Origin of the sequence: Burkholderia sp. MSMB1498 (assembly GCF_001526245.1) — a bacterium.
Taxonomy (GTDB): domain Bacteria; phylum Pseudomonadota; class Gammaproteobacteria; order Burkholderiales; family Burkholderiaceae; genus Burkholderia; species Burkholderia savannae.
In genome coordinates, this window is record NZ_LOYJ01000059.1 from 79,061 (window position 1) to 91,344 (window position 12,284).

Consider the following 12,284-nt stretch of genomic DNA (forward strand, 5'->3'; position numbering starts at 1 on the left):
CGCGCGGGGCGGCATGGGCGGCGCGGCGTCGGCGACATCGAACGCGCCGGCCGCCGGCCGCTCAAGTCGTCTTCAGCGTAGGCCGCGGCCCGGCTGCCGCCGTGCGCGCGTCGTGCGCCTGCGGCGCGGCGTCGGCGGGCCGCGCGGCGACCGAGAACCCGATCGTGTTCCAGCCGCGTTCGCACGACACGAACACGGCGCCGCCGTGCATCTCGGCGACGGCCTTCACGATCGACAGCCCGAGGCCGTGATTCTCGTTGCTGTTCGCGCGCGCTTCCTCGATCCGGTAGAAGCGCTCGAACAGATGCGCGCGCGCGGTCGCGTCGATCGGCTCGCCCGGGTTCGACACCGCGATCTCGACGGTTTCGCCGCGCGCCGCGATCGTCACGCGGATCGTGTTGTCCGGCCGCGTGTGCTGGATCGCGTTGATCAGCAGGTTCGTCATCGCGCGGCCGAACAGCGACGGATCGACGCTCGCGCGCGCGTCGCCGGCGAGCTCGGCGCGCAGTTGCGCGTCGTCGAACGACATGTCGAGAAACGCGAGCATGCGCGTGACCTCGGCCGCGAGCGACACGTCGGCGAGATCGGTCGCGCGCTCGCCGCGGTCGCGGCGCGCGAGGAACAGCATGTCGTTGACGATGATCCGCAGCCGCTCGAACTCCTCGAGATTCGATTCGAGCGTCTCGCGCAGCCGCTCGGCCGAGCGCTCGCGCGCGAGCGCGACCTGCGTCTGGCCGATCAGGATGCTCACGGGCGTGCGCAATTCGTGCGCGACGTCCGCATTGAACGATTCGAGCCGCTCGTGCGCGTGCTCGATCCGTTCGAGCGCGCCGTTGAACGAGCTCGCGAGATCGTGCAGCTCGCGCGGCAGCGCGTCGGTGTGCAGCCGCCGGCGCCGGTTCGCGGGGCCGAGCGACGCGGCCTCGCGCGACAGCCGCGCGAGCGGCGCGAGCCCGACGCGCGTGACCGCGCGGCTCAGCAGCAGCGTCGCGAGCGTCGCCGCCGCGATCAGCGCGGCGAGCGTCAGCATGATGTGCCGCAGCATCTTCTGCGTGCGCTCGCACGCGGTCGACACGACGAGCGTGAGCGCCGGGCGCTCGCCGCTCGCGGGCAGCGCGACGGTCTTCGTCATCACGTCGTATTCGCTGCCGGGCGGGCGCAGCCGCAGGAAGCCGTCCGCGGCGGGCCCGTCGGGCTCGCCTTCGACCGGCTTGCCGAAGCGGAACGCCGGATCGGCGCTGTCGACGTGATAGCGGGTCGAGCCGTCGGGCGGCTCGAGATCGGCGAGCTTGTCCTGCGTGATCTTGAAGCGCGCGGCCGTCGTGCCGTGCGACACGATCATCGCGGCGATCTTCGTGCGCGTGTCGAGCGTCGCGCGCAGCTCGGCGAACAGTTGCCGCTCCATCATCGCGAACAGGCCGACGCCGACGAGCGTGAACACGAACAGCGACGCGACGCCGAACAGCACCGACAGCCGCCTGGAAATCGAGCGCGTCATGAGCGTTTGGCCTCCGCGTCCTCTTCCGCGCGTTCCTCGAGCACGTAGCCCATTCCGCGGATCGTGTGCAGCAGCTTGTCCGCGAACGGGCCGTCGAGCTTTGCGCGCAGCCGCTTGATCGCGGTCTCGACGACGTTCGCGTTGCTGTCGAAGTTCACGTCCCAGACGAGCTCGGTGATCGTCGTCTTCGACAGCACCTCGCCGCGCCGGCGCGCGAGCACGCCGAGCAACTGGAATTCCTGCGCGGTGAGGTCGAGCCGCACGCCGTTGCGCGTCGCGCGGCGGCTGATCAGGTCGACGCGCAGATCGCCGATCGAGATCAGCGTCGATTCCTGCACGCGCGCGCGGCGCGTGAGTGCGCGCAGCCGCTCGACGAGCTCGAGGAACGAGAACGGCTTCGTCAGGTAGTCGTCGGCGCCGCCGCGCAGGCCGCGTACGCGGTCGTCGACGCGGTCGCGCGCGGTCAGCATGATGACGGGCGTGTCCTTGTGCGCGCGCAGCGCCCCGAGCACGCCGAAGCCGTCGAGTTTCGGCAGCATCACGTCGAGGACGACGACGTCGTAGTCGTACTCGAGCGCCATCCATGCGCCTTCCTCGCCGTCGGTCGCGGCATCGACGATCCAGCCCTCGTCGGCGAGGCCGCTCTTCAGGTAATCGACCACTTTCGCTTCGTCTTCGACGATCAGTACTTTCATGTGTTGTCCCGTTGTGCCGGTCGCGTGCCGCTATGCCGCGCCGGCCGGCGTCGCCCCGGCGTTCGCCGTAGATTGTGCGCCCATCCCGGCGGATCGTGCGGATTCGGCTGGCGTGACGGCGAGCCATGCGGATGCGGCCGGCGCGGATGCGGTCGACGTGGATGCGGCCGACACGGAAACGGCCGATGTCGCAGTGGCCGACGCGGCAGTAGCCGGCACGAAGGCGGTCGACGCGGCGGCTTCGCCTGTTCCAGCCTCGTTCCCGACTCCGACTCCGACTCCGACTCCGGCTCCGGCTCCGGCTCCGTTCGCCGCCGCGCGCGTCGCGGCATCCCGCGACGCAGCGGCCGGCATCGGAGCGCCGCCTGCCGGCCGCTGCGCCTCTTCCGTCTCCACCGCGCTCCACCCGCCGCCGAGCGCCTTCGCCAGATACACGACGAGCGCCGCGCGCTGCCCGCGAATCTGCACTTCCTGCCGCTCGCTCGCGAGCAACTGCTGCTGCGCGCCGATCACGTCGATGTACGCGGTCAGGCCGCCCGCGTAGCGGTCCTGCGCGAGGCCGACGAGCCGCTGCGCATCGTCGACGGCCGCCCGCGCGCGGCGCTCGGCCTCGTCGAGCACCGACAGCCCGGTTACCGCGTTTTGCACTTCCTCGAACGCGGTCAGCACGGTTTGCCGGTAGTTCGCCTGCGCGGCCGCGTAGCCCGCCTGCGCGTACGCGACGCCTGCCGCGAGCCGGCCGCCCTCGAACAGCGGCTGCGCGAGCGACGCGCCGACCGACCACAGCAGGCTCGGCGCCGTGAAGAGGCTCGCGAAGCGGGTCGCGTCCCAGCCGAGCGCGGGCGAGAGCGTGATGCGCGGGAAATACGCGGCGCGCGCGACGCCGATTTCGGCATTGGCGGCCGCCATCGCGCGCTCGGCCGAAGCGACGTCCGGCCGGCGCTGCAGCAGCTCGCTCGGCAGCCCGGCGGGCAGCGTCGGTGCGGCGAGCGTCTGTACGCGCGGCGGGATCGAGAACGCCGGCGCGGGCGTGCCGGCGAGCGTCGCGATCGCGTGCTCGAGCTGCGCGCGCTGATTGAGCAGCAGTTGCGCCTGCGTGCGCGTCGCGTCGAGCTGCGCCTTCTGCTGCATCAGATTGAGGCCGGACACGGCGCCCAGGTCGTGCTGCGCGGACACGAAGTCGAGCGCTTTGCGCTGCAGCGCGACCGAGCGGTTCAGCACGTCGATCTCCGCGTCGGTCTCGCGCAGTGCGAGGTAGCTCGTCGCGAGGTTCGCCGTCATCACGAGGCGTGCGTTCGCGAGGTCGTCGCGCGCCTGGTCCGTCGACGCCTGCGCGGACTCGACCGAGCGGCGAATCCGGCCGAACAGGTCCGGCTCGTAGCTGACCGTCGCGCCGATCTGCATGTCGTTCTGCACGGTCGAATGATTCGCCTGCGCGTAGTTCGTGAGCGGGCGGTCGGCCGAGATCCGCGCGCGCGACGCGCCGGCGGCGAGGCCCGCGCTCGGCCATTGCGCGGACGCGACCGACGCGAGCGTCGCCTGCGCCTGGTCGTAGCGCGCGGCGATCGCCTGCACGCTCGGGTTGTGTGCGAGCGCGCGGGTTTCGAGCTCGTCGAGGAGCGGATCGCCGAACGCGCGCCACCAGTCGGGCGCGAGCGATGCGCGCGCGGGCGCGGCGGGCCGCCAGTACGAATCGGCCGGGTCGATGGACCAGGCGGCGGGCGTGTCGACGGGCGGGCGGCGGTAGTCCGGGCCAACCGTGCAGCCGGCGAGCGCGAACGCGGCTAGCGCGAGCAACGCGAGCGGGCGGTGCGGCCGGCGTGAACGCGATTCGGGCGGCGGCAGATCGGGAGAATTCGGCGAATTCGGCGCGCCGCTTGTATACGGCGATTGAAGCGAGCAGCGAATTTCGGGCGAACTGGCGGGGGTGGCTGAATCGGCGGAGGTGCGCGAACGGGCGCGGGTGGGCGAACCGGTGAGGGTGGACGAATCGGCGAAGGTGGGCGAACCGGTGAGGGTGGACGAATCGGCGAGGGTGGCCGAATCGGCGAAGGTGGGCGAACCGGTGAGGGTGAACGAATTGGCAAAGGCGGACGAATCGGTGCAAGCCGGCGAAAGGGCGAAGTCCGGCGCTCGCGACGGTTTCCGCGTGCCGGTCGATCCGTGCGGCTTGATCGCGACAGACGTATCGACCGCACCGACTGCACCGACTGCACCGACTGCACCGACTGCATCGACTGCATCGACCGAACCGATCGAACCGATCGCACCGATCGCACCGATCGGCGAGATCGGCGAGATTACCGGGATCACCGGGATCACCGGGACAACCCGGACCACCCGGATTGCCGTCCTGATCGAGTGGACCGCCCGGATCATCGCCCGAACTGCCCGAACCGCCCGAACCGCCCGAACCGCCCGAACCGCCCGAATCGATCCCGACGACGCGAACGGCCGAAGCCCCCCGCGCGGACCGCGCGCGCCGAACGCGATGCGCGTGCTCACGTCCGCGCTCCGGCCGCCTGCGCGGGCATCGGCGCGGCCCGCCCGCTCTTCGGCGGCTGCGCGATGATCACCGCGTCGCCGTTCGCGAGCGAATCGCTCGGATTCAGCACGATCCGGTCGGCCGGCGCGAGGCCGCCGTCGATTTCGAGCGTCTGCCCGAGCGTACGCGCGATCGTCACGCGATGCAGCCGGATCTGCCCGTTCGCCTCGACCACCGCGACGCTCGGCCCCTCCGCGCGGAACAGCAGCGTGTTCGCCGGAATCGTCAGGTTGCCGGCCGGCGCCATCGGCAGCGTCGCCTTCACGTAGGCGCCCGGCATCAGCTTGCCGTCGCCGTTCGGCAGCGTGATCTCGATTTGCAGCGTGCGCGTTGCAACGTCGATCGCCTGCGCGGTGTGCGTGATCGTGCCGTCGAACGTCTGCCCCGGCAGCTCGGGCTGCGCGACGCCCACGTGCTGGCCGAGCCGCACCTGTTGCGCATATGCCTGCGGCACCTGCACGTAGAGGCGCAGCCGGTCCGCCTGCACGACCGTGAAGAGCGCGCGGCCCGTGCCGCTGTTGCCCGCGTTGACGAGATCGCCGACGTCGATGTTGCGCTGGGTGACGATCCCGTCGACCGGCGCGACGATCTTCTGGAACGATTTCAGCTCGGTGAGGCGCCGCATGTTCGCCGCGGCGGCGGCGACGTTCGCGACGCCCTGGGTGTACGCGCCTTGCCGATCGTCGAGCTCCTGCTGCGACACCGCATCGCGCTCGCGCAGCTGCCTCGCGCGATCGAGCGACGTTTTCGCGAGCGCGAGCGTCGATTCGGCCTGCTGCCGCTGCGCGACCGCCTGCGCAAGCTCCTGATCGAGCTCGGGCGTGTCGAGCTCGGCGAGCAGCTCGCCCTGTTTCACGCGCGCGCCGATGTCCGCGCGCCAGCGCAGCACGTAGCCGCTCGCGCGCGCGTAGATCGGCGCCTCGACGTAGCCGCGCAGCGTGCCGGGCAGCGTGAGGCGGCTCGCGCCCGTCGCCGCGCTCGGCTGCACGACGCTCACGTACTGGCGCGCGTTCTGCGCGGCGAGCGCGTCGAGCCGGTTCGCGCGGCTCCAGTCGGCGACGAGCGTGCGGAGCCCGCCCGCCGCGAGCAGCAGCCCGACGGCGGCGAGCGCCCATTGCGCGCGCTTCCACATTTGCGCGCGCGCGGGCAGATCGAGACCGGATTCGTCTACGTGTATGACGACGGAGCTGTGATGTTTCTCTTCCATGGATTCAACCGGTTCTCAATTCGGGTCAACGGAACGGGGCGCGGCGTCGCCGGCACGCTCGGCCGCGGCGCGGCGCGCGCGGCGCTTCGCGAGCCGCTGGTGGACGCCCGCGAACACGAGCGGCACGAACAGCAGCGTCGAGACGGTCGCGAGCAGCAGGCCGCCGATCACCGCGCGGCCGAGCGGCGCGTTCTGCTCGGCGCCGACGCCCAGGCCGAGCGCCATCGGGATCATGCCGATGATCATCGCGAGCGCGGTCATCAGCACCGGGCGGATTCGCGTCGCGCCCGCCTCGAGCGCGGCCGTGAGCGGCGGCGCGCCGGCCTCGAGCCGCTGCCGCGCGAACGCGACGACGAGAATGCTGTTCGCGGTCGCCACGCCGACCGTCATGATCGCGCCCGTGAGTGCCGGCACCGACAGGTGCGTGCCGGTGATGAACAGCATCCACGCGATGCCGGCGAGCGCGGCGGGCATCGCGCTCACGATGATGAGCGGATCGAGCCACGACTGGAAGTTCACGACGATCAGCAGATAGACGAGCACGATTGCCATCGCGACGCCCGCGCCGAGGCCGAGATACGACGTGCGCATCGTCTCCACCTGGCCGCGCATCGTGATCGTCGTGCCGCGCGGCAGCGTCGCGCGCGCGTCGTCGATCGCGCGGCCGATCTCGGTCGCGACCGAGCCGAGGTCGCGGCCCTCGACGCTCACGAGCAGGTCGATCACCGGGCGGATGTTGTAATGCGTGACGACGGCGGGCGACACGCCCGGCACGATGTCGACGAGATTGCCGAGCAGCTGGTACGGCGCGCCCGCGCGGCCGCTCGCCGACACGGGCGTCGCGAGCAGGTCGCCGACCGAGCCGACCTGGTATTGCGGCGTCTGGATCGTCAGCGGATATTGCACGCCCGTCTTCGGATTCACCCAGAACGACGGCGCGGTCTGCGACGTGCCGGCGAGCGAGATCAGCAGGTTCTGCGCGACGTTCTGCGCGGACAGGTCGAGCTGTTGCATGCGCGTGCGGTCCATGTCGGCCGTGAGGCTCGGCTCGTCGTTGCGTTGCAGGACGTGCGCGTCGACGGCGCCGGGAATCGCGCGCACGCGCTTCATCAGCCGGCTCGCGATCGCCATGTTCGACGCGAGGTCGGCGCCTTGCACCTGCACGTCGATCGCGGCCGGCTGCCCGAAGTTCAGGATCTGCGTGACGATGTCCGACGGCTGGAAGAAGAACTCGACGCCCGGAAAGCGCGCGGGCAAGAGGCCGCGCAACTGCTCGACGTAGCGCTGCGCGCTCGCGTGGCCGGGCTTGAGCGCGATCAGGATCTCGCCGTCGAGCGTGCCGATCGTGCCCGCGTTGCTGTACGACAGGTTGATGCCGCTCACCGGCAGCCCGAGATTGTCGACGATCGTGCCGAGCTCGGCGGCCGGCACCGCTTCGCGGATCGTCTGCTCGACCTGGTCGGCGAGCCGCGCGGTTTCCTCGATCCGGTAGCCGGTCGGCGCGCGCATGTGCAGGCGGAGGTTGCCCGCGTCGACGCTCGGGAAGAAGTCGCGGCCGAGCGCGAACACGAGGCCCGTCGACAGCACGCAGAAGCCGAGAAAGAGCGACGCATGGAAGCGGCGGCGCACGAGCAGCACGCTCAGCAGCACGATGTAGCCCGCGCGCAGCCGCTCGAACGCGCGCTCGAACGCATGATGAAAGCGCGCGAAGCGCGACGGCCGCGCGGCGGGCGCGGCTGGGCCGATGCCCGGGCGGTGCTTGCCGAACAGCAGCATCGCGAGCGTCGGCACGAGCGTGCGCGACAGCACGTACGACGCGAGCATCGCGAACACCACCGCCTCGGCGAGCGGCACGAACAGATAGCGCGCGACGCCCGTGAGGAAGAACATCGGCACGAACACGACGCAGATGCAGAGCGTCGACACGAGCGCGGGCACCGCGATCTCGCCCGCGCCCTCGAGGATCGCCGTGCGCAGGTCGGAGCCCAGATGCAGATGGCGTTCGATGTTCTCGATCGTGACCGTCGCGTCGTCGACGAGAATGCCGACCGCGAGCGCGAGGCCGCCGAGCGTCATGATGTTGATCGTTTCGCCGAGCGCGGCGAGCGCGAGCAGCGACGTGAAGATCGACAGCGGAATCGAGATCGCGATGATGAGCGTGCTGCGCCAGTTGCCGAGGAACAGCAGGATCATCATCGCGGTCAGCGCGGCGGCGATCAGCGCCTCGTGAATCACGCCCTGGATCGCCGCGTCGACGAACACCGACTGATCGAAGAGCGGCGTGATTTTCAGATCCTCGGGCAGCGTGTTCTCGACCGACGGCAGCAGCGCCTTCAGCGTGTTGACAACGGCGAGCGTCGACGCGTCGCCGCTCTTGAGCACCGACACGAGCACGCCGCGCGCGCCGTCCTTGCGCACGACGTTCGTCTGCGGCGTGAAGCCGTCGCGCACGTGCGCGACGTCTGACAGATAGATCGTCGCGCCGCCCGTCGTCCGCACGGGCAGCCGGTTCAGCTCGGCGAGCGTGTCCGGCGACGCGTTCGTGCCGACGCGGTATTCGGTCTGGCCGATTTTCGCGGTGCCGGTCGGCAGCACGAGGTTCTGAGCGTTGACTGCATTGACGATGTCGGCGGGCGTCATGCCCTTCGCGAGCAGCGCCTGCGTGTCGAGATCGACGGAGATCACGCGCGTGCGGCCGCCGTACGGGTAGGGCACCTGCGCGCCGGGAATCGTGATCAGTTGCGGGCGCAGGAAGTTCATCGCGACGTCGGCGAGCTGCTGCTCGCTCATCGACTGGCTCGACAGCCCGAGCTGGATCACCGGAATGCTCGACGCCGAGTAACTGATGATGAGGGGCGGCGTCGCGCCCTGCGGCATCTGCCGCACGATCGCCTGCGCGGCCGACACCGTCTGCGCGATCGCCGTCTGCGTGCTCGCGCCGGGCTGCAGGAAGATCTTGATGATCGCGATGCCGGGCAGCGTCTGCGATTCGATGTGCTGGATGTTGCTGACGGTCGTCGTCAGCGTGCGCTCGTGGACGGACGTGATCCGGTCGGTCATCTCCTGCGCGGACAGGCCGTTGTAATTCCAGATCACGCTGATGACCGGAATGTCGATCGACGGCAGCACGTCGGTCGGCGTGCGCATCAGAGCGAGAGGCGTGGCCAGCAGGATCATGATGGCCATCACGATGAACGTGTACGGGCGCTTGAGCGCGAGATTGACGATCCACATGGAGGGCGGGTGCTCAGACGGGCGGGCGTTGCGTCGGTGGTCGGGATCGCATGATAAAAAAGCGCGCCGGACGTGTCGCTGACGCGAAGATGGCGGATTTGTCAGGAACGGATCGTCGGAGGAATCGGGCGGGGCGGGCGTCGGCGCGCAGGCTTTGCCGGACCGGCCGGATCGGGGTGGCGCATTCGGCTGATGATTGGCGGGCTTGGGGCGAAGCCCGCATCGAGCGCGACGTCGGCGATCGGCCGGCCGAGCTTCAACCGCGCGCGGCCGTATCGAATGCGCCGGTTCGCGAGAGACGCATGCGGCTTCATCCCGTAACGCGCGCCGAACGCGCGGACCAGATATGACGGTGACAACCCGGCCGCCGCACAGATAGATGTCGTCGAGCGGCGGCGCGTGCGTGCGACGCCCGTCGACGCACGGCTCAGCCGCCCTCGGGCCGCCCACAGGCCGCCCGAGCGTCGCGGCGGCCCTTCGTCAGATCTGCTCCATCCCGAACGCCGCGAGCCTCGGCAGATCGAGCACGTCGATCTGGTTGTACGCGACACGCAGTGCGCCGAGCCGCTCGAGGTGCCGGAGCGCCTGATTGATCCGCTGCCGCGACACGCCGACGAGCATCCCGAGTTCCTCCTGCGAGATCGCGAGCGTCGCGCCGGTGTCCGGATACAAGTCGGGATTGAAGAGCTGCGCGAGCGACTGCGCGACGCGCGCGTTCACGTCGAGCAGCCGGCTGTTCTGGATCGACGCGATGAACTCGCCCATCCGGTTGTTCAACTGGCGGATCACGAAGCCCGTGAACGGCAGGCTGCTGTCGAGGAGCGCATGGAACGTCGCGGTCGGCACGAACAGCACGAGCGAGCGCTGGACCGCGATCACGTCGTACTTGCGCAGCTCGCGCTTGATCACGCTGCCTTCGCCGAACCAGCCGCCCGACGGCACGCCGGAGAACGTGCAGCCGCGCCCGGACGCGTTGTAGATCGCGAGCTTCACGAGCCCGCGATGCACGCCGATCCAGTATTCGGTGGGCGCCTGCCGGCGCGCGACCCAATCGCCCGCGTCGTGATGCTCGGCGTGCGACTGCGCGACGACGAGCGCCTGGTGCTCGGGCGCGAGCGCGTTGAACCAGCCGCAGTGGGAGAAGAGCGCGCGAAGATCGCCGGGCCCGGTCGCGCCGGCCGTATCGGCTGGCGGCGCGTCGAGCGGCGGCGCGCGGCGAATCGTTTGGGCGTCGGCTTGAACCTCGGCTCGAGCGTCGTCTTGCATCACACAGGGTTTGCGAGGATAGGGAATACGCGCGGTCGCCGGCGGGGAGTCTGTCGCTTGGGTGACAGACGGCTCACAATGGCCGCGAGTAGGCTTGTCCAATTGGACCACAAACCAACGATATCGAGGCGCGAGCCTTGCAGGAGACGACATCATGACGCAGAGGTTCGAGGAGGGACTCGGCAAGCGCGACGCCAATTACGTGCCGCTCACGCCGATCGATTTCATCGCGCGCGCGGCCGAGGTGTACGGCGCTCGCCTCGCCGTCGTGCACGGCGACGTGCGCCGCACGTGGAGCGAAACCTACGCGCGCGCACGGCGGCTCGCGAGCGCGCTCGAGCGCGCGGGCGTCGGGCGGGGCGACACGGTCGCCGCGCTGCTGCCGAACATTCCGCAGATGATCGAGGCGCATTTCGGCGTGCCGATGGCGGGCGCCGTCCTCAACGCGCTGAACACGCGGCTCGATATCCCGTCGATGCTGTTCATGCTGCGCCACGGCGAGGCGAAGGTGCTGATCGTCGACACCGAGTACGCGGAGTTCGCGCACCGCGCGGCGCTCGAGGTGCCGGGGCTCGCGATCGTCAGCGTCGCCGACGCGATGCCCGCCGATCCGGCCCGTTTCCGTGGCGCGACCGACTACGAGGCGTTCCTCGCGGGCGGCGATCCCGCGTACGCATGGAAGCCGCCGTCCGACGAATGGGAGGCGATCGCGCTGAACTACACGTCGGGGACGACGGGCGATCCGAAGGGCGTCGTCTATCACCACCGAGGCGCGTACCTGGCCGCGATCAGCAACATCCTCGAATGGGACATGCCGAAGCACGCGGTCTACCTGTGGACGCTGCCGATGTTCCACTGCAACGGCTGGTGCTTTCCGTGGGCGGTCGCGGCGCGCGCGGGCGTGAACGTGTGCCTGCGCAAGTTCGACGCGAAGCTCGTGCTCGACCTGATCCGGCGCGAGCGCGTCACGCACTACAGCGGCGCGCCGATCGTGCAGGGCGCGATCGCGAACGCGCCCGCGCAATGGCGCGAGGGGATCGCGCACAAGGTGCATGCGTTCGTCGCGGGCGCGGCGCCCGCGCCCGCGGTGATCGCGAAGATGAAGGAGATCGGCTTCGATCTCACGCACGTCTACGGGCTCACCGAGGTGTACGGCCCGGCGACGGTCTGCGCGAAGCAGTCGCACTGGGAATCGCTGCCCGACGAGGAGCTCGCGCAGCTGAACGCGCGGCAGGGCGTGCGCTACCACCTGCAGGCGGGCGCGACGGTGCTCGATCCCGACACGATGGCGCCCGTGCCGGCGGACGGCGAGACGCTCGGCGAGATCATGTTCCGCGGCAACATCTGCATGAAGGGCTATCTGAAGAACCCGCATGCGACCGACGAGGCGTTCGCGGGCGGCTGGTTCCACACGGGCGACCTGGGCGTGCTCACGCCCGACGGCTACATCCGGATTAGGGACCGCCGCAAGGACATCATCATCTCGGGCGGCGAGAACATCTCGAGCATCGAGGTCGAGGACGCGCTGTACCGGCATCCGGCCGTCGCGGTCGCGGCGGTCGTCGCGCTGCCGGACCCGAAATGGGGCGAGGTGCCGTGCGCGTTCGTCGAGCTGCGCGAAGGGATGAGCGCGACCGAGGAGGAGATCATCGCGCACTGCCGGCTGCTGCTCGCCGCGTTCAAGATCCCGAAGGCGGTGCGGTTCGGCGAGCTGCCGAAGACGTCGACCGGGAAGATCCAGAAGTTCCAGTTGCGCGCGCAGGTCGGCTCGAGCTCGGCGATCGATCTGGCGGGGAGCGCCGGCAAGAAGCCCTGACGCGCGGCGCGGCGACGCTCCGG

The 12,284-nt window shown here is 70.3% G+C and carries 8 protein-coding genes and 1 pseudogene; 2 read left to right on the forward strand and 7 right to left on the reverse strand.

Features of this window, described 5'->3' with window-relative positions:
- Positions 1 to 61: 61 nt before the first annotated feature.
- The 3 genes from WS91_RS11330 to WS91_RS11340 are packed head-to-tail and all read right to left on the reverse strand — an operon-like array spanning position 62 to position 3,990.
- On the reverse strand, positions 62 to 1,498 hold the full coding sequence (locus WS91_RS11330; protein ID WP_038747672.1) for a heavy metal sensor histidine kinase: 1,437 nt from the start codon (positions 1,496 to 1,498) through the stop codon (positions 62 to 64).
- Positions 1,495 to 2,193: a heavy metal response regulator transcription factor gene (locus WS91_RS11335; protein ID WP_059578543.1), complete on the reverse strand. Its 699-nt coding sequence runs from the start codon at positions 2,191 to 2,193 to the stop codon at positions 1,495 to 1,497. Before WS91_RS11335 ends, WS91_RS11330 begins: the two co-directional genes overlap by 4 nt.
- 30 nt (positions 2,194 to 2,223) lie before the next feature.
- On the reverse strand, positions 2,224 to 3,990 hold the full coding sequence (locus WS91_RS11340; protein ID WP_231752013.1) for an efflux transporter outer membrane subunit: 1,767 nt from the start codon (positions 3,988 to 3,990) through the stop codon (positions 2,224 to 2,226).
- Positions 3,991 to 4,120: 130 nt separating this feature from the next.
- Here WS91_RS11340 and WS91_RS36780 point away from each other — a divergent pair, with 130 nt between their 5' ends.
- The gene (locus WS91_RS36780) at positions 4,121 to 4,765 is read left to right on the forward strand and encodes a hypothetical protein (protein WP_197422236.1); all 645 of its coding nucleotides are present in this window, start codon (positions 4,121 to 4,123) and stop codon (positions 4,763 to 4,765) included.
- Here WS91_RS36780 and WS91_RS11345 read toward each other — a convergent pair.
- The 4 genes and pseudogenes from WS91_RS11345 to WS91_RS11355 form a co-directional block, all read right to left on the reverse strand.
- Positions 4,695 to 5,945, reverse strand: coding sequence for an efflux RND transporter periplasmic adaptor subunit (locus WS91_RS11345; protein WP_059670295.1), 1,251 nt, complete (start codon positions 5,943 to 5,945; stop codon positions 4,695 to 4,697). The genes WS91_RS36780 and WS91_RS11345 overlap by 71 nt on opposite strands.
- 15 nt (positions 5,946 to 5,960) lie before the next feature.
- Positions 5,961 to 9,179, reverse strand: coding sequence for an efflux RND transporter permease subunit (locus WS91_RS11350; RefSeq protein ID WP_059670296.1), 3,219 nt, complete (start codon positions 9,177 to 9,179; stop codon positions 5,961 to 5,963).
- Positions 9,180 to 9,388: 209 nt separating this feature from the next.
- Positions 9,389 to 9,559 (reverse strand): annotated as a pseudogene (locus WS91_RS37285) (helix-turn-helix domain-containing protein); the annotation flags it as partial.
- 100 nt (positions 9,560 to 9,659) lie between these two features.
- The gene (locus WS91_RS11355; RefSeq protein ID WP_059578531.1) at positions 9,660 to 10,445 is read right to left on the reverse strand and encodes a Crp/Fnr family transcriptional regulator; all 786 of its coding nucleotides are present in this window, start codon (positions 10,443 to 10,445) and stop codon (positions 9,660 to 9,662) included.
- Between the two features lie 154 nt (positions 10,446 to 10,599).
- On the opposite strand from WS91_RS11355, the gene WS91_RS11360 reads away from it, so the two are divergent.
- On the forward strand, positions 10,600 to 12,261 hold the full coding sequence (locus WS91_RS11360) for an acyl-CoA synthetase (protein WP_038747697.1): 1,662 nt from the start codon (positions 10,600 to 10,602) through the stop codon (positions 12,259 to 12,261).
- The last annotated feature ends 23 nt before the right edge of the window (positions 12,262 to 12,284 follow it).

What these genes read in the sequence shown, in the direction of transcription:
- WS91_RS11330 (WP_038747672.1), bottom strand. Translation starts at nt 1,498, where the DNA reads ATGACGCGCTCGATTTCCAGGCGGCTGTCGGTGCTGTTCGGCGTCGCG.
- WS91_RS11335 (WP_059578543.1), bottom strand. Translation starts at nt 2,193, where the DNA reads ATGAAAGTACTGATCGTCGAAGACGAAGCGAAAGTGGTCGATTACCTG.
- WS91_RS11345 (WP_059670295.1), bottom strand. Translation starts at nt 5,945, where the DNA reads ATGGAAGAGAAACATCACAGCTCCGTCGTCATACACGTAGACGAATCC.
- WS91_RS11350 (WP_059670296.1), bottom strand. Translation starts at nt 9,179, where the DNA reads ATGTGGATCGTCAATCTCGCGCTCAAGCGCCCGTACACGTTCATCGTG.
- WS91_RS11355 (WP_059578531.1), bottom strand. Translation starts at nt 10,445, where the DNA reads ATGCAAGACGACGCTCGAGCCGAGGTTCAAGCCGACGCCCAAACGATT.
- WS91_RS11360 (WP_038747697.1), top strand. Translation starts at nt 10,600, where the DNA reads ATGACGCAGAGGTTCGAGGAGGGACTCGGCAAGCGCGACGCCAATTAC.